General features: G+C 75.6%; 11 protein-coding genes. 6 read left to right on the top strand and 5 right to left on the bottom strand.

Going from position 1 to position 22045, the window contains the following annotated elements; genetic code table 11:
• Window positions 1-16: 16 nt before the first annotated feature.
• The 6 genes from ACIA8O_RS06505 to ACIA8O_RS06480 all read left to right on the top strand — a co-directional run bounded on the left by ACIA8O_RS06505 (window position 17) and on the right by ACIA8O_RS06480 (window position 5936).
• Complete coding sequence (locus ACIA8O_RS06505) at window positions 17-247, top strand: heavy-metal-associated domain-containing protein (RefSeq protein ID WP_396292424.1); 231 nt, start codon at window positions 17-19, stop codon at window positions 245-247.
• Window positions 248-336: 89 nt separating this feature from the next.
• Window positions 337-618 carry a hypothetical protein gene (locus ACIA8O_RS06500; protein WP_396292423.1) on the top strand — a complete coding sequence of 94 codons (282 nt, stop codon included), beginning with the start codon at window positions 337-339 and terminating at the stop codon, window positions 616-618.
• 137 nt (window positions 619-755) lie between these two features.
• Complete coding sequence (locus tag ACIA8O_RS06495) at window positions 756-2960, top strand: heavy metal translocating P-type ATPase (protein WP_396292944.1); 2205 nt, start codon at window positions 756-758, stop codon at window positions 2958-2960.
• 52 nt (window positions 2961-3012) lie between these two features.
• The gene (locus ACIA8O_RS06490) at window positions 3013-4086 is read left to right on the top strand and encodes an ABC transporter substrate-binding protein (protein WP_396292422.1); all 1074 of its coding nucleotides are present in this window, start codon (window positions 3013-3015) and stop codon (window positions 4084-4086) included.
• Entirely contained in the window at window positions 4087-5148 is a 1062-nt protein-coding gene (locus ACIA8O_RS06485; RefSeq protein ID WP_396292421.1) for a FecCD family ABC transporter permease, read from the top strand.
• Window positions 5145-5936, top strand: coding sequence for an ABC transporter ATP-binding protein (locus ACIA8O_RS06480; RefSeq protein WP_396292420.1), 792 nt, complete (start codon window positions 5145-5147; stop codon window positions 5934-5936). The genes ACIA8O_RS06485 and ACIA8O_RS06480 overlap by 4 nt, the downstream gene beginning before the upstream one ends.
• A gap of 66 nt (window positions 5937-6002) precedes the next feature.
• Here ACIA8O_RS06480 and ACIA8O_RS06475 read toward each other — a convergent pair whose 3' ends face one another.
• The 5 genes from ACIA8O_RS06475 to ACIA8O_RS06455 form a co-directional block, all read right to left on the bottom strand.
• Window positions 6003-6908: an L-tyrosine/L-tryptophan isonitrile synthase family protein gene (locus ACIA8O_RS06475; protein ID WP_396292419.1), complete on the bottom strand. Its 906-nt coding sequence runs from the start codon at window positions 6906-6908 to the stop codon at window positions 6003-6005.
• Window positions 6909-6943: 35 nt separating this feature from the next.
• Complete coding sequence (locus ACIA8O_RS06470) at window positions 6944-8158, bottom strand: cytochrome P450 (protein ID WP_396292418.1); 1215 nt, start codon at window positions 8156-8158, stop codon at window positions 6944-6946.
• 196 nt (window positions 8159-8354) lie between these two features.
• A complete protein-coding gene (locus ACIA8O_RS06465) occupies window positions 8355-18746 on the bottom strand; it encodes a toxin glutamine deamidase domain-containing protein (protein ID WP_396292417.1) in 10392 nt (3463 codons plus the stop codon).
• A 90-nt stretch (window positions 18747-18836) separates the two neighbouring features.
• Entirely contained in the window at window positions 18837-19691 is an 855-nt protein-coding gene (locus ACIA8O_RS06460; protein ID WP_396292416.1) for a hypothetical protein, read from the bottom strand.
• Window positions 19692-19699: 8 nt separating this feature from the next.
• The gene (locus ACIA8O_RS06455; protein ID WP_396292415.1) at window positions 19700-22024 is read right to left on the bottom strand and encodes a hypothetical protein; all 2325 of its coding nucleotides are present in this window, start codon (window positions 22022-22024) and stop codon (window positions 19700-19702) included.
• Window positions 22025-22045 lie beyond the last annotated feature (21 nt).

The raw sequence follows: 22045 nt of genomic DNA, 5'->3' as shown, positions 1-22045 counted from the left end.
CCTGGAGGCCACCGCCATGTCCACCACCGCTGCCGCCGTCACCACCGTCCTCGCCGTCGGGGGCATGAGCTGCGGCCACTGCGAACGGACCGTCAGCGCCGCCCTCGCCGCCCTCCCGGGCGTCGCCGACGTCACCGCCGAGGCCAAGGCCGAGCGGGTCACCGTCGCCTCGGCGGCCGAGCTCGACGAGGCGGCGGTCCGGGCGGCCGTCGAGACGGCGGGCTTCGAGTACAGCGGCCGGATCTGACGACCGGTCCGGGCCGCCCGCTGCCCCGTTCCGGTGAACGGGCCCGGCGGCGCGGGAACCCGGCCGGGCCCGGCCCCGACTGCTCAGGTGTGAACGCAGAGAACGACGCCACCACCGCAGTCGGGCCCGGTGCCCGGCCCCTGTCCCTCCTGCTGGGCTTCGCCCTGCTGCTCGCCCTGGTCTTCGCGGGGGCCTTCGCCGGCGGCCACGCGGCGGGCCCGCTCGCCCCGGGACTCCGCCCCGCCGGCGGCGGCCCCGGACCGGCGGACGGCGGGATGGACGGCATGGACGGGATGCCCGGCATGGAAGGAATGGACCACATGCCGGGTACGGAGGGCATGACCGGCCACGGGGCGGGGGCGGCCAGGTGAGCGCGGTTCCTCCGGGCAGCCTCTCGTCCGACGCTCCGTCGGCTCCGCCCGTCGTTCCGTCGGGCGGTCCTCCGGCTGACGGTCCGCCGGCTCCGCCCGCCGGGCCCGAGGCGGTCACCGACCTGCTCGTGGGCGGGATGACCTGCGGGGCCTGCGTCGGGCGGGTGGAGAAGCGCCTGGCCCGCCTGCCGGGCGTGACCGCCGCCGTCAACCTCGCCACCGGCCGGGCCCGGGTCGGCCACCCTGCCGGCCTGCCCGCGGCCGAGCTGGTCGCCGCCGTCGAGGCCGGCGGGTACACCGCCTCCGTGGTGGAGCCCGACCGTCCGGCCGGCGATCCGTCGGCCGACGGGCGGGAGAGCCGGAGCGAACGGATCCGGCTCGCCGTCACGGCGGCCTTCGCGCTGCCCGTCCTGCTGCTGTCGATGGTGCCCTCCTGGCAGTTCCCGGCCTGGCAGTGGCTCTGCTCCGCGCTCGCCCTGCCGGTGGTCACCTGGAGCTCGGCCGGATTCCACCGGAGGGCCTGGCAGGGGCTGCGGCACGCCACCGCCACCATGGACACCCTGGTCAGCCTGGGCGTGGTCGCCTCCTTCGGCTGGTCCGCGTACGCGCTGCTGTGGGGCGGGGCGGGCGATCCCGCGATGCGGATGCCGTTCTCGCTGACCGCCGGAGGCGCCGGTGCCGCCCACGTCTACCTCGAAGCCGCCGTCGGCGTACCGCTGTTCGTGCTGGCCGGGCGGCTGCTGGAGGGGAGTGCCCGGCGCCGCGGCGGCGCCGCGCTGCGGGCCCTGGCGGTGCTGGGCACCCGGGAGGTCTGCCTGCGCGAGGGGGGCGGCGAGCGCACCGTTCCGGTCGAACTGCTGCTCCCCGGGCAGGAGTTCGTGGTCCGGCCGGGCGAACGGGTGGCCACCGACGGGGTGGTGGTCGAGGGCGGTTCGGCGCTCGACCTGAGTGTGCTGACCGGTGAGAGCGTCCCGGTCGAGGTCGGCCCCGGCGACCAGGTGCCCGGGGCGGCGCTGAACGTCGGCGGGGTGTTGGTGGTCCGGGCCACCGCCGTCGGGGCGGACACCCAACTGGCCCGGATCGCCGCCCTGGTGGCCGAGGCGCAGACCGGCAAGGCGAAGGCCCAGCGGGTGGCGGACGCGGTGGCCGAGGTGTTCGTGCCGGTCGTGCTGGGCATCGCCGTCGGCGTGCTCGGCTTCTGGCTCGGCGCCGGGGCCGACCCGCGGGCCGCGGTCACCGCCGCCGTCTCGGTGCTGGTGGTGGCCTGCCCGTGCGCCCTCGGCCTGGCCATCCCGACGGCGCTGCTGGCCGCCACCGGGCGCGGGGCCGAACTGGGCGTCCTGGTACGCGGGCCCGAGGCGCTGGAGAGCCTGCGCCGGGTGGACACCGTGGTCCTGGACAAGACCGGCACCCTGACCACCGGCCGGATGACCCTGACCGGGATCTCGGCGGCGGAGGGCGTGGACCCGGAGCGCGTGCTCCGGCTGGCCGGGGCGCTCGGGCACCGGTCCGAACACCCGGTGGCCCGGGCCGTGGCGGAGGCGGCCCGGCAGCGCTGCGGCGAACTCCCGCCGGTGGACGGCTTCTCCGCCACCGCCGGACTCGGCGTGCGGGGCACCGTGGAGGGGCGCGCGGTCCGACTGGGCAGGCCCGGGCCGGGAGTCGACGCACCCGTGCTGCCGGCGGCCCTGGCCGCGGCCGATGCCGAGGGCCGCACCTCGGTGCTGGTCGAGCTGGACGGGAGCCCGGTGGCGGTGCTCACGGTCGGGGACACCCTCCGGGCGGGCAGCTGGCGGGCGGTGCACCGGCTGCGCCGGCTGGGGCTGGAGGTGGTCCTGCTGACCGGCGACCGGCCGGGGCCGGCCCGTGCGGTGGCCGAGGAGCTGGGCATCCGCACCGTGCACGCCGCCGCCACCCCGGCCGGCAAGGCCGAGGTCGTCGGGCAGCTCCGCTCCGCCGGCCGGACGGTGGCGATGGTCGGCGACGGCGTCAACGACGCCGCCGCGCTGGCCACCGCCGACCTGGGCATCGCACTGGCCTCCGGTACGGACGCGGCGGTCGGAGCCGCCGGGCTGACCCTGGTCCGCGGCGACATCGAGACCCTGGTGACCGCCGTCCGACTGGCCCGCCGCACCCGCACCACGATCCGGGCCAACCTGCTCTGGGCCTTCGGCTACAACGCGGTGCTGCTGCCGCTCGCCGCCCTGGGCCTGCTCAACCCGATGGTGGCCGCCCTCGCGATGTCCGCCAGCTCGGTGCTGGTGGTCGCCAACAGCCTGCGCCTGCGCACCTGGCGCCCCGGGTCCGGCGGGAACTCCGGGCGGGCCCGGGCCGACCACTGATCCGGACCGTGCGGATCGGCCGGTCCGTGACCCCGCGTCAGGAGAACCATCCATGCGTACCCGTGTCCTGCCCGGCGTGGCCGCCGCCGCGGCCCTGCTCATATCCGGCTGCGCCGGAGGCGGCGCGCCCGCTCCGGCGCCTCCGGGGGCCGCGGCCGCGGCCGCCGCCGCCGGCTTCCCGGCCCGGGTCGCGGACTGCGCGGGCAGGGAGACGGCCTTCGACGGACCGGCCGCCAGGATCGTCACCAGCAACGCCGCGGCCCTGGAGATGCTGCTCGAACTCGGCGCGGGGGAGCGGCTGGTGGGCACCGGCTACCCGCCCGGCCGGGGGTACCTGCCCGGGGCGCTGGCCGAGCGGGGGGCGCGGGTGCCGGTCCTCGGGCAGCAGGGCATCGCCAAGGAGAAGCTGCTCGGCTCGGGCGCCGACCTGTACGTGGACACCTTCGGGGCGATGTCGATGGGCGGCGGGACGGGCGGCCAGCCCAGCGAGCAGGAGTTCGCCGCCGCCGGCATCAAGCACGTGTTCCTGCTCTCCACCGCCTGCGCGGCCCAGGGCAAGGCGCCCAGGACCGACCTGGCCGAGGTCCAGCGGGACGTCGAACGCCTCGGCGCCGTCACCGGCACCGGCGAGCGGGCCCGGCAGCTGACCGCCGCCATGGCCGGGAAGACCGGCCGGGTCGCCGCCGCGCTCGCCGCCCTGCCCGCCGAGCGCCGCCCCTCCTACTTCTTCTTCGACGTCGACGCCGGGACCAAGCAGCCGATGGCGGTCTGCAACCGGCAGGTGGCCAACGCGGTGATCACCCTGGCCGGCGCCCGCAACGTCTTCGCCGACTGCGACGCCTCGTTCCGCCCGGTCGGCTGGGAGGACGTGGTCGCCCGCGACCCCGACTGGATCCAACTGGGCATCCGCGACAAGGGCGGTGAGGAGGAGAACCGCCGCGCCTACGAGGAGGCCGAGCAGTTCCTGCGCACCTTCCCCGCCACCCGGGGCCTGACCGCCGTCCGCGAGGGCCGCTTCCTGCGGATCGGCTCCGAGGTCACCACCATCGCCGGTGTCCGCAACGCCGACACCGTCGAGCGGATCGCCCGCACCCTCCACCCCGACCTGGTCAAGGTCGGCCCGTAGATGGCGACTTCGGCTCCCGCCGGGCCCCGGGAGGGTCTCCGCCCGCGGCCCGCCGTGCTGGCCGCGGCACTGGCCCTCGCCCTGGTCGCGGTGCTCACCCTGGCGGTCTCGCTCGGCAGCGTGGACGTGCCGCCCGGCGAGGTCTGGTCGGTGGTGGGCCGCCGCCTCACCGGCCGGGCCCCGCTGCCCGGCTCCCGCGACCTGATCGTCTGGCACCTGCGCGTCCCGCGCGCGCTGTTGGCGGCCGTCGTGGGAGCCGGGCTCGGCCTGGTCGGCGCCGCCGTCCAGGCCCTGGTCCGCAACCCGCTGGCCGACCCCTACCTGCTGGGGATCTCCTCCGGGGCCTCGCTCGGTGCGGTCGGGGCGATCGTCCTGGGCCTCGGGACGGGCGGGGCGCTCGGCGCCCACGGGGTCTCGGCGGCCGCCTTCGCCGGTGCGCTCGGCGCCTTCCTGCTGGTCTGGCTGGCGGCCCGGCGGGGCGGCGGCTTCGCCCCGCTGCGGCTGGTGCTCTGCGGCATCGCCGTCGGCCAGTTCCTCGGCGGGCTCTGCAGCTACCTGGTGCTCCAGACCGGTGACGAGCAGCGGACCCGGGGCGTGCTGTTCTGGCTGATGGGCAGCCTCAGCGGGGCGAGCTGGGGCCAACTCCCGCTCCCCGCCCTGGCGGTGGCCCTGGGTGCGGTCCTGCTCCAGGGCCGGGCCCGGGCGCTCAACGCGCTCACCCTCGGCGACGAGACCGCTGCCGGGCTCGGGGTGGACGCCGACCGGGTGCGCCGCGAACTCTTCGTGACGGCGAGCCTGTTGACCGGGGTCCTGGTGGCGAGCGCCGGGGCGATCGGCTTCGTCGGGCTGCTGGTGCCCCACCTGGTCCGGCTGGTGGTCGGCGGCGAGCACCGCCGCCTGCTGCCGCTCTCCGCCCTCACCGGCGCCGTCCTGCTGACCGCCGTGGACACCGCCGCCCGGACGGCCCTGGACGCGCAGGAGTTGCCCATCGGCGTGGTGACCGCACTGCTCGGGGCGCCCGTCCTGCTCTACCTGCTGGACCGACAGTCGGAGGCCCGATGAGACTCGCCGTCGAAGACCTGCACCTCACCCTGGCCGGCCGCGCCGTGCTGGCCGGGGTCCACCTGATCGCCGAGTCGGGCCGGGTCACCGGGCTGGTCGGCCCGAACGGCAGCGGCAAGTCGACGCTGCTGCGGGCCGTCTACCGCCACCTCGCCCCGAGCGCCGGACGGGTCCTGCTGGACGGCCGTGACCTGGCCGCCGTCACCCGCCCGGAGGCCGCCCGCCACCTCGCCGCGCTGCCCCAGGAGCGGGGCGAGGGCTTCGAGTTGACGGTCCGGCAGATCGTCGCCACCGGCCGCATCCCCTACCAGCGGGCCTTCGCCGCCGACAGCGCCGAGGACCGGGCGGTGGTCGCCCGCGCGCTGGAGCAGGTCGGCATGGCCCCGTACGCGGGGCGGCGGTTCGCCGAGCTCTCCGGCGGCGAGCGCCAACGCGTGCTGCTGGCCCGGGCCCTGGCGCAGCAGCCGGACGTCCTGGTGCTCGACGAGCCGACCAACCACCTGGACATCCGCCACCAGGTCGAACTCCTCGCCCTGCTCCGTGCCCAGCGCACCACCTCCCTGGTCGCCCTGCACGACCTCAACGCGGCCGCCTCCGTCTGCGACCGCCTGCACGTGCTCGCGGGCGGAGCGGTGGTGGCCTCCGGCCCGCCGCGCGAGGTGCTCACCCCGGAGCTGCTGGCCGAGGTCTTCGGCGTCCGCGCCGCCGTCACCGAACACCCCCTCACCGGCGACCCGTTGATCGCCTTCGACCACCGCCACCCGGCGGCGGCCCCGGCCGGTCCCTGACCGGCAGGACGCACCGGGGGCCCGGTACCCGCTGGCGTCGGGTACCGGGCCCCCGGTGCCGACCGGCTACGCGGCGGTGTAGTGGCTCGGGCGGCCGTCGCGCAGGACCAGGCGGCCGCGGCGCTCCGCCTCCGCGCGGCGGACCAACTCCCAGCGGCCGTCGGCACGGTGGAGCGGGGTGGCGTGCCAGGGGGTGGCCCAGCTGTCCGCCGCCGTCAGCAGCCGGATGCCGAACTTGGCCGAGCCCGGCGGCTGCGGGTGGATCGAGAGCCGGACGGCGCGCGGGTGCTGCTCGGCTATCAGCCCGCCCCAGGCCCGGCTGCGCTGGATCACCCCGTACGCGCGGCGGCGGCACTCGCGCTGGAGGGCGGAGCGGGTGCCGGTGAAGCGGCCGGCCGCGTCCTCCACCAGGAAGCGGGTGATGCCCCGGTAGAGCGCCAACGCGCCCTCGTCCCGGCGGAGTTCCTCGCGCAGCCGGGCGAGGTCGGGGGCGTGGCGCCCGTGCACCAGGGCGCGCTTCTCGTCGTGGCTGCGCTCGCCGTACACGTCCCGCAGGTCGAAGACCGAGAGGCGGTGCAGGCCCTCCCGGCGGATCATCGCGGCCAGCTCGTCCGCGTAGGCGTCCACGTGGGCGTCCGGCACCCCGATCAGGTCGCCGAAGACGTGCCCGTCGGAACAGACCACCATCCGGGCGCCGGGCGGATGGAGCTCCGTGACCTGCTCGCAGAGCCCGTGGAGGAAGGCCAGCGCCCGGCGTTCACCCTCGTCCGGCAGGTGGCCGAGCACCTTCTCCGGGCTGGGCGACTTGCAGGGGAAGCCCGGGAGGGTGAAGACGATCTCCTCCCCGGCGGCCACGAAGGACTCCACCTGGCGTATCTGCTCGGGGAAGTCGTCCGGGGAGAGCGGCCTTCGCGGGCCGGTGGCGCGGCAGTGGGGGAGCAGCAGGGCGAGGACGTTGGTGGTGCGTGACAAGGGGGTTCTCCGGTGGCGGGGTACGTGGTGCGGGGTCAGCGGCGGCGGTCGTACGCCACCGGCAGGCGGTCCACGCCCCGGGCGAGGACGGCGGGGGTCCAGTCCAGGGCGTCGAGGTCGGCGGCCGGGCGGAGTCCGTCGAGCCGGGCGGTCAAGGTGCCGAGGGCGATCCGGAGTTCGGCCCGGGCGAGAGCGGCGCCGGGGCAGAAGTGGATGCCGTGGCCGAAGGCCAGGTGCGGGTTGGGCGTCCGGCCGAGGTCGAGCCGGTCCGGGTCCGGGAAGCGTTCCGGGTCGCGGTTGGCGGCGCAGAGCGAGACGATCACCGAGTCCCCGGCCGGGACCGGGGTGCCGTGCAGGTCGTCGGCGGCGGCGAGGAAGCGCCAGGTGGTCAGCTCGAACGCGCTGTCGTAGCGCAGCAGTTCCTCCACCGCCCGGGGCAGCAGGGCCGGTTCGGCGCGCAGCCGGGCCAGCTCCTCGGGGTGACGCAGCAGGGCCACCAGCGCCGTGCTGATCTGGTTGGTGACCGGCTCCTGGCCGGCCACCAGCAGCTGGAACACCATCGAGTCCAGCTCGGCCCGGGTCAGTTCACCCGCGTCGTGTGCGGCCACCAGTCGGTGCAGCAGCCCGTCCGGCTCGGCTCGGCAGCGCTCCACCACCCGCGCGATGTACCCCTCCAGCTCCCGCAGCCGCCGCTCGTACGCCGCCCGTCGCGGGTCCTGCGGCCCGACCGGCTGCACCACCTTCCCCCAGTCCCGGTCGAAGTCGTTCGCCAACTCCGTCGGCAGCCCGATCACTTCGGCCAGCACCCGGAACGGGAACAGCGCCGCGAAGCCGGCCACCAGATCGGCCCCGCCGCGCTCCGGCAGCGCGTCCACCAGTCCGTCCGCGATCCGCTGGAACCCCGGCCGCAGGGCGGCCACCCGGCGGGGCGCGAAGGCCTCCGTCAGCAGCCCGCGCATCGCGGTGTGGCGGGGCGGGTCCTGGTGCAGCAGGTGCACCTGGAGCCGCGAGTGCTGCGGCTCCGGCATGATCGACGCCAGCCGCCGCCAACCCTCGTTCCCCCGCCGGTGGTCCTTCCCCAGCCTGCCGTCCGCCAAGGTCTCCACCGCCGCCCGGTACCCGGTCACCAACCAGGCCGCCACCCCGGACGGGAACCGCACCGGGTGCACCGGCCCGGCCTCCCGCAGCTCCCGGTACAGCGGGTACGGATCCCGCTTGAACCCCTCCCCGTACAGCGGCACCCGCTGCACCGGGCACCCCGACGCGGACCCCGCTGGACGCTCTCCACCCGACACGGCACACAGACCCTTCCCGACGACGACGGCGGCCGACCGGCCGCCCGCCACAGCAGTCGGACGCCGGACCGGGGGAGTTCCCGTCCGTGGTCCGGGACACGGCGAGCGGCCCCCACCGGACATCCGGTGGGGGCCGCTCTTCGGTACGGGGTCAGGCGCGGGGGTGGTCGGTGGTCTCGGTGGTGAGGTGGTGGTGCCAGGGGGTGGGGGTGTCGGGGGTCGGCAGGAAGGTGGTGAGGAGTTGGTCGAGCTTGCCCTGGCGCCAGTCGCGGTCCTTGACGGGGGTGGCGGCGTTGAGGGCGTCGAGGCGTTCCGCCGCGAGGGTGCCGGCGGTGCGGCGGGTGGCGGCGACGGCCTGGGCGACCTGGTTGAGGGTGGCGAAGGTGAGGGTGTCGGGGGCCGGGGTCCCCAGGGGAACGGCGGCGGGGTTGGTGCCGCTGAAGGGGACCCGGGGGTCGAGGTGGCCCTGCTCGCGGAGGTTGATGAGGTCGACCAGGAGGGTGCTGCGCAGGCGCTGGAGCTCCTGGGCGACCTCGGCCTGCTTGGAGCCCCAGTTCTGGTTGAGGATGCCGGCCACGTCGGTGTCGAAGCGCTTGAGTTCGGCCTCGGCCATGCCCGTGTAGATCCGGGCGAGGTGGACCGCCTCCTGGGAGGGGGTGGGCGGGGTCAGGTCGAGGGGGCGCAGGCGGACGGCGGTGACGGTGGAGGCGGCCTCGTCGGTGGGGTCGACACTGGTCTCCTGGCTGACGATCTGCCAGTCGCCGGCGGGGTCCTTCCAGAGGAAGTTGGTGACCTCGTAGAAGGCGGACTGGGTGCCGCTCTCGTACTCCTCCGAGCCGAACCAGTCGGTGGGCCGCTGGGTGCGGCGGAAGTCCAGGGCACTGGAGTTGTTGGTGGTGCTGGACTGGTAGTGCCAGGCCGTGAAGGTGCCCGGGGTGGCACCCGGGGTGACGGCGAGGGCGCAGCCGTTCATCACGGCGGTGAAGACGAACTCCGAGCCGGGGACGGCCGGGTCCGGGTTCAGGGGCACGGGCGTCGAGCCGACGGTGTGCAGCTGTCCGCCCGGGGCGCCGGCCAGGTAGGGGATGTAGGAGGAGGTCAGGTACTGCTGGCCGGCCGGCGGGTTGGCGAAGCGCTCGGCGAAGCGGGAGACGAACGGGTCGTCCGGGTGGGCTTCGACGTACTTCTCGACCGCCGGGGTGAGGATCAGCGCGTTGTTGCGGCGCGGGTCCGGGACCAGGGTGAACCAGTTGTCGGGCTGGGTGTTGGCCCAGGCCATGAACTGGCGCGCCTCCTGCTGGTTGAGCCTCGGTTGCCTGAGTTCCATCCCGAGTGCACCGTCGTAGGACAGGATGGTGTCCCGGAGGAAGTCGGCCGGGGCGTCCGTGAGTCGAGCGGTCGCCTCGACCGGGTCGGGAAGGTCGAGCTGCTGCGGCGCGGCCACCGGGGGCGCGGTCTGGGAGGTCGGGGCCGGGGTGGGATTGCCGAACAGCGAGCTCAGGAACGGCGCGCCGAAGTCGGCCTGGAAGTTCCGGTCCGGGGTGAGGCCGGGGAGGGTGGACTCGTCGGGTCCGGCGGCGGAGGCCCACACCTTCCAGCCGGTGGCGCGCGGGTCCGGCAGCGAGCCGGGAGTGGCCTCCCAGGACCGGCGGGTACTCGGATCGACCCAACGGAGCGTCCCGTCGGCGCCGTTGACCAGCGCGACGGTGTGGCCGACCTCGCCCTCGCGGCCGACCAGCACGGTGGCGAAGGAGCCCGGGCCGCCGCGGCCGACGTGGTCGATGAGGGAGTCCACGGCGGGCTGCCCCTCGCCGAACAGGTGCGGCAGGTCGTGGCGGCGGTTGAGCACCTGGGCGGCGTGCTGCTCCACCGCGCCGGTGTGCGACTGGCCGGACGGACGGGGACGGCCGTAGTGGGTGTCGCGGTAGGCCTCGACGGCCTCGAGGCAGCTCTGCAGGTCGTCGCCGAGACGGAACTCCGGCCCGGGGGACACGGGTTGCCGGTGCGGGGTGACGAGCCCGAGCAGCTCGGGGGTCGGCTCCGGGAAGCGGCGGCCCTCGGTGAAGTCGCGCAGTGCGGCGTGCTGTTCGGAGTCGGCCGGACGGTAGCCGCGGTCGTGGAGGACGGCGTCGGTGTTCTCGTACGCGGGCGTGCGGCGGCGCTTGGCGGGCGGCTCGCCCCGGTCCTGGGCCGGCCGGGAACGGTGGTCGGTGGCGGACGTCGGCGGGGGCGGGACCGAGACGCGGCCGGGCGCCGGCTGACGGTTCGTCGAACCGAAGCCGGAGGACGGGCCCTCGGACGAGGGGCTGCGGACCGGGCCGAGCTGGAACGGTGCGGCGGGCGGCGGAGGGGAGGGCTGGTGGTTCCCGGTCTCGCCGTCGCTGTCGTCGTTCAGGGTGAAGTCGTCGTCGAAGATGCTGGGACCGGCCTCGGCGTCGCTGTCGTCGTTGAGGACGAAGTCGTCGTCGAAGATGCTCGGGCCGCCGTGGTCGGCGGTGGTGACCGGGCCGTGCAGCGGGCTGTCACCGAGGGGCGACTCGGGGGCGGTCACCCAGGAGGCGTCCGTGTCCGAGTCGCTGTCGTGGGCCTCGGCCCGGGGGGCGGGCGCGGCCTCACCGTCCTCGTCGCTGTCGTCGTTGAGGGTGAAGTCCTCATCGAAGACGCTGGGTCCGTCGGTGGACGGGTGCAGCTGGAACGGCCGCTCCGGGCTCGGGGGTTGCGGCGTGACGGCGCGCGGCGGTTCGGGGGTGGGCGGGGCCGACTCCTGGCGGGGCGCCGGGATCGGGGCCGGCTCCGCGACGGGGGCGGGCTCGGGGTCGACGGACGGCGGCGGGGAGGTGCGGAGGGTCTCGGTCGGCTGGTCGTTCAGGTGGAACAGGGCCACCAGCAGCTGGTTCTGCTGCCAGTCGTTGGCCCGGCCGGTGAGCTCGGAGGTGTACTGCTGGTACGCGGAACCGGGCTCGGCGAAGCCGTTGAGGACGTCGGCGATCACCTGGGCCTGGTCGCGGTCCGGGGCGGTGGACTCGTCCTTGAGGTCCTCGGAGTCCTTGAGCTCCTGGACGAAGCCGGCCTCCCGCTCGCGGATGGCGGCGGCCACGTCCGCGAGCCGCTGCCGCGCCTCGGGGACGGTGCCGAGCGGGATCTCGGAGAGCTTGTCGCCCATCATGGTGACGCGCTCCTCGGCCCTGCGTCCCTGCGGGGAGAGGAAGTGGTCGAGGGTGTCCCGCTGTTCGGGGGTCATGTCCTTGCCGAGGATCTCCGCGAGCCGGTCGTAGTCGTGCCCGAGGCCCTCCGCGAAGCCGTACAGCTGGTCGCTCTTGAGATCGAACGGGCGGCCCGAAGTGTCGTCGGCGGGCAGGGTGTTGAGCCAGCCCTCGGCGATCTCACGGTTGTAGGCGGCCTGGCGCAGGCTGCTGTACGCCGCCTCGTTCTCGATGGCGGCGGTCCAGTCGTTTCCGGAGGCGAGCGCGTCGGTGACCTTCTCGAGCTGCTCGCGGACGGCGACCGCCGCGTGCGAGCGCTGCAGCGCGTCGGCGCTCTTGGTGCCTCCCTCGGCCAGCTCGCGCAGGGCGCGCTGCTCGGCCGGATCGGTCAGGCCGTCCGCCCGGTCCGCCAACAGGTCTGCTGCGGCGCGGAGCTCGCGCACGGCGGTGTCGACCTCGGACTCGGTGGCCCCGGGCTCGAGGGCAGCATCCCAGGATTCGGCGAGCCGGTCCTTGGCGTCGGCGGGCAGGTGGTCGCCGGCCCGGGAGGTGAGGTCCTGGGCGGCGCTGGAGGAGACCGCCTCGGGGTAGGGGGTGGTGCCGGTGACGGGGGAGAAGTAGGGGCGACCGGTGAGCTGGCTGGTGCCGGTGGTGTTGGCGCCCTCCTGGACGGCGGGCAGGCTGCCGAGCTGGAAGACCTTCTCGAAGGAGTCCTGGCTGAGCGGGCCGGAGCGCAGCACCAGCACGTCGTCCGGGCCGAGGGTGTCCAGCAGTTGGTTCATGCCGTCGGCGTCGAGGGTCGCGAGGTCGGCGCGCTTGAGCCAGGGGGCCTGGTACGGCGGGGCGTACGGGACGTCGTGGTTGCCGACCTGGAGCAGGACGGCCGGCTTGCCGAGCCCGGCCTGGTGGATGCCCGCCGCGAGGTTGTCGGGGGCTGCCGCCTGGCGGTCCGGGGTGAGCCGGGCCAGGCCGTAGAGCGGCATCAGGTCGAGGGAGCCGGAGTCGATCCGGCCCGCCATCGCCTGCAGTCCGGGGTTGTCGGGGAAGGAGTGCGGGTCGGGGGCCGGGACGTGCTGCTGGAACAGCGCGTTCTTCTTGTCGACCGTGCCCTCCAGCGGCAGCACGCCGAAGCCGCCGTCCTCGGTGCGGGAGAAGACCGCACGGGTGGACATGCCCCAGGCGTACGGCGCCAGCACCACGGCCTTGTCGGCGCCGGTGTAGTCGAGCAGTGCCTTGGAGTTCTCCCCGTCCGCGCCGATCTCGTCGCTGGCCGCGACCAGGGTCAGCCCGCCCTGGCCGACCGGAGCCGGCCGGTTCTCCCCGTGCGGGTCGAACTCGTCCGGTGCGTAGTGGACTTGGCCGCCACCGAGGAGTCCGGCGTCGAGCATCCGGTCGAGGCGGGAGCGGACGTTGGTCGGGGCGACCAGGTCGATCTGCCCGTCGTAGCCGAGTTCGCGCAACGAGCGGATCATGTTGACCGCCGCCGCCTGGTGGCCGGAGCCGGGGCCGGAGGCGACCACGACGGTCACCGAGGGCTGGTCGGCCAGCGTCCTCGCCACCTCCCGCCGGGCCTCGACCTCCAGGTCGGTGGGCGGCACGCCACCGCGTCGGTGGGTGATGATCTCCTTCAACTGCTCGGCGCTGCCCGGGTCCTGGGAGCCGAGCCGCCAGAGGGTGTGTTCGGGCACCTCCCGGCCGAGGTCCTTGAGCAGCTCCGGGCCGTGCTCGCCGTTCAGCAGGTCGCGGACGGCGGCGAGGTCGCCCGTGCGGACGTCCCGGATGCTCTGCTCGAGCGCGCCGGGGTCGGCGACGCCGTGGCGCGCGGCCAGCTCGGCCGCCCGGTCCGCCGGATCGGGCAGGGTGCGGCCGGTGGAGGGCCAGGTGTGCTGCGGGGCGTCGCCCGCGCTGCGGTCCGGATCGGCGCGCGGCGGCGGGGCCGGGAGCTCGGTGTCCGGGTCCGCGGGAACGCCGCGGTCGGTCGGCCCGTGGTGGCCGGAGTCGGCCGCCTGCGGCGGGAGTTCACCGCCCTCGACCTGGGCGGTGAACTCCCGCAGGCCCTGGTACACGTCGTTCTCGGCGTCCGTGGCGCGCACCGGGTTGGCGGGCGCGTCGTGGACGGCGGACGGGTCGGCGCCGTACAACCGCTCCAGCAGCGGCAGGAGTTCGGGCTCGTTGGCCCGCACCCAGTCCGCGCCGTTGTTGCGCGGCTGGCCGGTGTAGGGGTCGATGCCGTGGTTGGTGCCGAGGTAGGCGTTGCTGACCTGGGCGAAGTACTCGTACTCGTCCCGGGCGGCGTAGTTCTCCGCCTCGCTGCCGTCGACGTGGCGGCGCGCGCCGTCGGACCACGCGGAGGGGCCGTCCTCGCCGAACAGGCGGGGGATCGCCTCGTTGTCCAGCTTCTCGCCGAAGGTGTCGCGGATCAGCTGCCGGTCGGCGTCGGTCAGCCCGAACTTGTGGATGGTGTGCGCGAGTTCGTGGGTGGTGGTGGAGTAGCCGTCGGCGTAGTGCCGGTCCGGCCCGACGCTGGTGCGCTCACCGAGCAGGTTCTCCTCGGTGACGGCGGCCCACTTGCCGCCGGCGCCGCGCACGTCGTCCCAGCCGCGGCCGCCGCCCGCCTCGCTGTCGGCGGTGCGGCCGCCGAGGTGGGCGAACGGGGCCAGGTCGGTCATCGGCACGTCCTTGGGCACCACGACGACACGGCTGCCCTCGGTGAGCAACCGGGCGGCGGTGTCCGGGTCCTGGAGCATCCGGGCCAGCTGGTCGGTCACCTCGGCACGGGCGGAGGCCGGGCGGTCGGCACCGCCGTCGACGTCCACCATCAGCTGGGCGGCGGTCCGGGCGAAGTCGCCGGGCGGCAGGGTGTCGCGCAGGGCGGAGACGAAGGCCGGGTCCCGGGCGAGGCCGCGCCGGTCCGAGGCGGGGAGCGCGGCGATCGCCGCCTCCCGGTCGCGGGGCGGGAGTTGGGGCAGGTCACGGGTCAGGCCGGCGACGTCGGCGGGGCGGGTGACGGCGTAGTCGTCCCGGGGCGGGACGGAGCGCGGGCCCTCCGGGGCGGGGGAGTCGACCGAGCGGTCGGTGGCGGCCGGCGGCGGCGGGGAGGCGTCCGGCATGCTGGCGTCGGACTTCTGGGTGGCGGGGGGCTCCGGCGTGGTCCGCATCCGGTCGTCGGAGGCCTGGCTCTCCGGGCCGTCGGACGTCTCGTCGTCGGACGGCCGGTCGGCGGCGGGGGTGTCGGTCTGCGGGTCGTCCTCCCGGAGGCGGGAGTCGATGAACTGCACGCCGTCCTTGCCGGAGGTCTTCCCCGAGGTGTAGCCGTAGTCGGTCAGGGTGGACGTCGTGACGCCGGCCTCCTGCAGCGCCTTCAGCACGTTGCGGGCGTCGGTGGGCTTCAGCTTCTCGCCGCCGTTGAGCAGCTCGCCGAGGCTCTCCTCGATCGCCTTGCGCCGGTCCGCCTTGTTGTTGCTGTCGATCGGCGCGGGGACCTCGTCCCCGAAGTCCTTCACCACCTGCTGGATCCGCTGCGCCTCGGCCGCCTGGCTCTCGACCAACGCCTGGACCAGCGCCTGCTGCCGGGGCGATCCGCCCTTGCCCAGCTCGCCCAGCGCCAGGGACGGGTACAGCGTCTCGGCCACGTACGGACGCGTCTTCCAGAGCGAGCTCTGCTTGTCGCCGATGTGGCCCTCGGACTTGTCGGCGGTGATGTCCAGCCAGCCGAGGTCGGAGGTCTTGCCCTCGGAGTCGGTCTTGGTGATCACCAGGTCGGGGCGGGTGGAGCCGTTGGTCACCTGGGTGTCGATGTCGTAGCCCGGCGGCGGGGCGACGTTGTCGCGGATCATCTGGTTCGCCATCGACTCGACCACGTAGCCGAACTGACGGGGCAGCTTCTTCTGGATCTCCGCCCGCCGGTCCGGCGGGGTCTGCGGGTCGGCCCACTCGGTGTAGCTCTTGGTCCACTGCTTGGTGTAGCCGTTGAGGTCGGGCACCGACTCCGGGTTGGCCAGGGCGAGCTTGGCCGCCTGCTCCACCTGGTCGTCGATGTCCTGGGCCAACCGGCGCACCACGTCGCGGTCGGCGGCGTCGAGCTTGCTGCCGTCGACGGTGACGGCGAGCACGCCGAAGCTCGGCGCGTCGCCGTCGAAGACCGAGGGGTCGGCGCGCGGGGTGACCGAGTCGCCGTCGGTGTCCGAGGTGGCGGCCCAGACGTTCTTGTCGCCGTCCGCCCAGTCGCCGGGCAGGGAGCCCGGCCGGGCCTCGCGGACCTCACCGGTGCTCGGGTCGGCCCAGTGCAGGGTGCCGTCCGGGCCGTGCACCAGGGCCACCACGTGGCCGGTGGTGCCGGGGCCGTCGGAGAACAGGACGGTGGAGAAGCTGCCGGGCCCGGCGTCGCGGACCTGGTCGATCACCGCGTCCACCCCGTGCTGCCCGGTGCCGAGCGGCACGGGGGTGCCGTGACGCTTGGTCAGCGTCCAGGCGGAGTTGTTCTCCGGGACGGAGGCGTGCGGCAGGCCGGAGGGGCGCGGGTTGCCGTAGTGGGTGTCGCGCAGCGCCTCGACCGCCTCCAGGCAGCTGTAGAGGTCGCCGCCGTCCATGGTGGCGGTGTGCGGGTTGACGTGCCCGAGCAGCTCGGGCGTCAGCTCCGGGTGCGGGGTGGAGCCGTGCTGGGCCAGGTGGTCCGCGAGGGCCTGGTACTGCTCGCGGGTGGCCGGTTCGTAGCCGCGGTCGCGGAGCGGGCCGGCGGTGTTCTCGTACGCGGGCGTGCGCTGCCGCTTCGGGCCCTCGGGACGGCCCTGGGGGAGGGTGTCGTCCTCGCGGCCGCGCTTGGTCCCGCGCGGCTCGGGAGTGGGGGTGGGGCCGGTGTCGGTGGTGGGGCGCGGGGTGAACCGCAGGGCGGGGGCGGGATTGTGGGGCTGGGCGGCGGGCGGACGCACCGGCCCGAGGCCGTTGCCGCTCCGGTCGGCGGCCGGGGTGCGGGTCGGGGCGGCTGCCGGGGGCGGCGGGGAGACGTGGGAGACCGGCGGGGCCTGGGTGGGCGGCGCCTGGGCGGGGGTCTGGTCCGGGGCAGGCGGGAGGGGCGAGTCCGAGCGGTGGTCCGAGGTCGGGGTCGCCGACGGGCGCGGGGCGGTGATCGGGCCGCCCGCGATGCGGGTGCCCTCGGGCGCGGGGGTGTGCGGGTCCGTGCGGTCGGGGGCCGAGTCGGCGCGGGCGGGAGCGACGGGCGCGGGGGTCGCGACCGGTTCCGGGCGGGACTGGGGCTGGGGCTGCGGCGTCGGCTGGGTCTCCGGCTGGGGCTGGGCCTGCTGCTGACGCGGCGTCGGCTCGGGGGCCTCGGTGGCGTGCGGTTGGGGCTGCGGCTGACGGTCGGGCTGCGGCTGCTGGTCGTTGCGGGTCTGCGGGGCCTCGGTGGCGTGCGGCTGGGCCTCCGGCCGGGGTGCCTGCTCCGCAGCCGCGGGGTGCGGCTGTGGATGCGCGTCGGGCTGCGCCTGGGGCTGCTGCTGACGCGGCGTCGGGTCGGACTCCGGGCGCGGCTGCGGGACGGCGTTCGGCTCGGTGTCGGCCCGGGCGGGGGCCGGGCGGGGCTCGGCCTCGGGACGGGCCGGCGGCGCCTCGTGGGGAGCGGGCTGCTGACGGACCGGGTCGGTCGGGTCGGCCTGCTGGTGCGGGACGGTCGGCTCGGTCCGGAAGGCGGCCGGGGTCTCAGCCGGGGTCTCGGTCGGCCGGGGCTGAGCGACCGGAGTGTCCTGGGTGTGGTCGGCGGGCGGGGCCTGGTGCGGGAGGGGGCTCTCCGGGCGGGCCGCCGCAGGGGTCTCCTGCTGGGGGCGGACCGGGTCGGCGGCGGGCTGGGTGTCGGCCTGCGGACGGACGGTCGGCTCCGGGCGGGCGGAGGTGGCCTCGGGCTCGGGGCGCACCGTCGGTGCGGGCGCGTCGGCCTGACGCGGGGTCGGCGAGGTGTCGCCCTGCGGGGTGCGGTCGGGGGTGGGCGCGGCGGTGTGCGGCGCGGGGTCGGCGGCACGCGGGGCCGGGTCGGTCTGACGGGGCGTCGCGTCCGGGTGGGCGGTGGCCGACGGGGCGTCCGACCGGGACGGGGTCTCGGTGTGGGCGGTGGCGGGCTGCGGGCGCGCGGCGCTGCCGCTGTCGGGGGCCGGGGTGTGGGCGGCCGTGCTGGACGGCGTACCGCTGGACGGAGTGGAGTCGCCGCCGCGCGAGCCTCCGGCCGATCCGCCGATGCTCGAACTGCCGTTGCTGCTGGTGGTGTTGGTGTCGTGACTGCCGGAGCCGGTCCGGTCCGAACCGAACGGCGAGAGGGTGCGGCCGCCGCCCGTGGACGGGTTCGTGGTGCTGCCGCTGTCCGTGGTGCCACCGCTCGGGCCCCGGTACGCCTCGGCGCCGCCGGTCGAGCCGGTGCCGTCCGCGCCGTGCGTCCCCGAGGAGCCGGACGAGCCGGAGGAGCCGCCGCCGGGCCGTCCGCCGAAGGTCGGCGGGGCGTCGGCGCCGGGCAGGGTGCCGCCGGTCGGGACGTTCGGGATGTCGCCGCCGCCGAACTTGCCCTTCAGCGCCGAAGCGCCGTGCTGGAGACCGACGTTGGAGCCGCCGCTCAGACCGGAGCCGAGCAGGCTTCCGCCGTCCACCGTGCCGGTGGTGGCCAGCTGGGCCGCGACGTCCCCGCCGATGCCGGAGACCGCGCCGCTCGCCATCTTGCCGCCGACGCTGTTCGCCGCGTTGCCGAACCCGGCCTTGCCGGCGCCCGCGCCGATGCCCTTGCCGATCATGCCGCCGGCGGCACCACCGACCGCGCCGCCGATGGCGCTCTGGCCGAGCTCCTTGGTGTCCAGGCCCTTGCGGTTGCCCTCGGCGATCTGGATGGTCTGCGCGAGCAGGTTGATGGCGACTTCCTGGGCGGCCTCCTTGGCCGCGAACTCCAGCGCCTCCTTGAGCAGCTTCTTGAGGATCTGCTGCACCACGACGCGGCTGACCGCGACCGCCGCCGGGATGGTGGCCAGTGAGGCCCCGGCGGTGAACGGGGCGGAGGCCTCGGCCGTCGCGATCTCGAACGCCAGGATGCCGAGCTGCGCCACGATCTGGATCTTGGCGCTCTCGGTCGAGTTGGCCATGTTGTCGAGCATCTCGGCCATGCCCTCGCAGGACTTGACCATGCTGGGGAAGAACCCGGGGTCCTCCTCCGTGCCCTTGCCCACCGAGAACTTGGCCCAGTGCGTGGACAGGCCCTCGGCCGCCTTGCCCTGCTGGCCATCGAGCGCCCGCTTGATGGTCGAGTCGACCGACGTGCCGACGTCGGCCAGGGTCTGCCCGGCCTCCCGCCAGCGGTCGGCCATCTCGCGCATCAAGTCCTCCTCGCCTTCCGGCCAGCGGGTGCCGGCCAGCAGGAGAAGGACCCACTGAAGGGGTTCGGGCAGCTCAACCGCCATGTTCGATCAGGGCCTTCCGGTGTGGTGGGGACGTCCCTTGGCGATGTCCCGCATGGCGAGGTCAGGGTGGAAGAGGGCGGTCTCGGGCAGCTCGGCCTCCATGGAGGTGAGGCCGGTGGAGAGGCCCTCCTCGGTGTTGTCGTAGCTCTGGGCCATGACCTTCAGGCCGTCCGCGATGTACTTGAGGGCGGTGGGCAGGTTGCCGATGCCCTCCAACACCTTGCCGCTGTAGGTGAGATAGCCCTTCTCACCGTTGGCGAACTTCTCGCCGGAGTCGTCGTTGCCCCACGGGGCACGGCCGCTCATCCCCGACATGTAGGCCTGCAACCCACGGGCCATATCGGCGAGTTGATCCGAGGCCGCGAGGACCGGACCGGCCGCCGCACGGTACCTCTCCGGATCGGCGGTGAAGCCCGGACCGGAGTCCGGCCCCCCGGCGGGAGCGGAGGGCCGCACGGCCCGCTCGGTGCTCTCCACCGGCCGGGCGGCCACCCGCGCCCGCAGCGGCGCGGTCGGCTCCACCGCATCGGCCGCCACCCGCGCGGCCGTGGGTGCGTCGACCTGCATCGGCTCCAGGGGTGCCATCCGGTCGCGGACCTGCATGGGTTCCAACGGTGCCATCCGGTCGGTGGCGTGCAAGGGCTCCGTCGGGGCCATCCGGTCGGTGACCTGCATGGGTTCCAGCGGGGCCATCCGGTCGGTGACCTGCATGGGTTCCAGCGGGGCCATCCGGTCGGTGACCTGCATCGGCTCCAACGGGGCCAGCCGCTCGGTCGTCTGCACGGGCTGGAGGCGGGCCGTGGGCTCGTCGGCCTGGACCGGCACCGACTCGGCCCGCCTCAGCTCCTGTTGCTCTTCCATCGCTCTCCTCAGCGTCCCTGGCCGGCAGCCGCACCCGGCGTACCGGTCCCGGCGGCGGGGGCCTCACCGCTGCCCTCGGGGAAGCCCCCCGAGGTGGCCAGCCGCGCCAGCGCCGCCCGCATGAACGGCGAAGGCACCTGGAAGCCCTCCTCCTCACGGAGCGGCGGCGGACCGTCAACCGGCGTGGCGGGCGCGGTCGTTGCCGTGGCGGGTTCGAGGGTGGGCGCGTCCTCGTCCGTGCGGCCGCGCCGCTCGGCCACCGAGCGGGCACGTTCCAGGTAGGCGTCCTCGGAGGTGGAGGACGACCCCGAGCCGCCGGAAGTGGTCCCGGCCGCAGCGGCCGTGGCCGTGGCGTCGCCGCCCGACCCCGAATCACCCGACGCTGCGGGCGCGTTGAGCGCACTCGCGCCCTCCGGGCCCAGCACGGCCGCCGCGAACTGGCTCATCAGATCGCCGCCGCCCGCCGGGGCCTCCTGTCCGACGCCGGCCACGGCGGTGTGCACGGGCTCGGCGGCCGGGGCCATGCCCGACTCCTCGACCCAGCGCTGCCGCATCCGCTGCCAGTGCCGGTCCTGCGGATCGTGGTGGACGGCCTGGCCGAGGATGCCGGCGTCGCGCAGCGCCACCGTCTCCTCCTCGTCCTCCTCCACGCCGAAGCGGGTGGGCCGGACGAACCGCGAGCCGGACTTGGCCGCCCCGGCCCCCGCGCCGGCACCCATGCCGGGCATCCCGGGCATGCCGCCGGCGGCCGCACCGCGCGCGGACGCCGCGCCCGCGCCGGAGGCGCCGACGCCTCCGCCCGCACCGTGACCGCTGCCGCCCGCCCCGCCGACGCCGCGTCCGCCGACACCACCGGCGGTGGTCGGCGTGCCGAGCGGGTGGGCGCCGCCCGCCCCGCCGAGGCCGCCTGCGGACCGTCCGCCGCCGGGGTTGTAGCCGCCGAGCGCGGAAGCACCGCCGCCGGCGCCGCCCACCCGGGCGCCGCCGCCGAGACCGGAACCGCCGAGACCCGATCCGCCGCGGCTGCCGCCGGGGCCGCCGGAACCGGTGATCGAGCCGGGCGCCCGCCCGCCGGGGCTGAACGGCGAGGTGGTGCCACGGCCCGGCAGGGTGCCGCCGGGCAGGCCGCCGGGGCGGCCGGTCAGCGGGCTGAGCGGGGTGCTGCCGGTGCCGCCGCGGCTCCCGAGCGGGAAGCCGCCGATGCCGCCGATGCCGCCCGGCTCGGAACCGCCCGGGGTGAACGGGCGCAGCGACGTCATCGGCCGCAGCTGCCCGGTGGGGGTGCCGTCGGTGTTCGGCGGCTGGTGCCCGGCCAGGGTGAGACCGCCGGGCGCGCCGACCGACGGCAGCTTGAACGAGGGCTTGCCGTCCGGGCCGAGCGAGGACCCGCCGGTGCCACCACCGCCGAAACCGCCGCCCGGGCCACCGGTGTTGAGCCCACGGCCACCGGCACCGAGGGTGCTGCTGAACGGCGTCGGCGCCTGCGCGGTCGGCATCTTGAACGGCTGGAGCGCGGGCGCGCCACCGGGGCCACCGCCCGGTCCGCCCGCCGAGCCGCCGGGCATGCCGGGAACACCGCCCCCGGGCAGTCCGCCGGGTACCGTGCCACCCGGGTTGAAGCCCTGGATGTCCACCGGCGCGGGCGCCTGCGCACCGGGCATGGTGATGCCGGTCTGCAGGGTGTTGGGCGCGTTGACGCCGGTGACGCCGTCCAGCCCGGTCCGCGGCGGCCCGGACGGCCCGCCCTGGCCACCGCCGCCGCCCGAACCACCGGTGAGCGAGGCGACCTCGGCGGCCGCCGTCATCGCCTGGAAGTGGCCCGAGCCCTGACGGAGCATCGAGTCCACGTTGGTGCCGACCTGGCCGACGTACGTGTTGTACGTGGCCACGGCCTCCTTGATGCCCTCGGACTTGGCGATGTCGTCGTTCTTGCCGGCCGGGTTGTCCTCGATGTACTCCTTCGTGTACTGGAGCTCGCGGATCATCTCGTTCTTGGTCTGGGTGACCGCCTCGATCGCGCCGCGCAGCGACTGCGCGATGGCGTTCGCGGCCGTGACGGTGGTGGAGACGTGCGAGCCGTCACCTTCGCAGAACTTGCGCAGGTAGCCCGCGAAGCTCTCGGCGGCCTCGCCCTCCATGGCCTCCATCGCCAGCTTGGCGTTGGCCACGATGGCGCCGACCCGGGTCTCGGCGAAGGTGTTCCACTTCTCCCAGGCGAGGGCCAGGTCGCCGATCAGGTCCTCGTTGGCGTCCGGGAAGACGATGGCCTTCCCGTCTTCGTTGCTCTGGATGACCTTGAGCACTTCTGCCAGGTCGGGGGGCAGCTGGATCACGGTGTTGTCCGTCCTTCAGCG

It is taken from the genome of Kitasatospora sp. NPDC051853 (genome assembly GCF_044452665.1).
Classification (GTDB): domain Bacteria; phylum Actinomycetota; class Actinomycetes; order Streptomycetales; family Streptomycetaceae; genus Kitasatospora.
The sequence above is the reverse complement of the archived record's forward strand: the minus strand, read 5'-3'. Positions and strand labels throughout refer to the sequence as shown.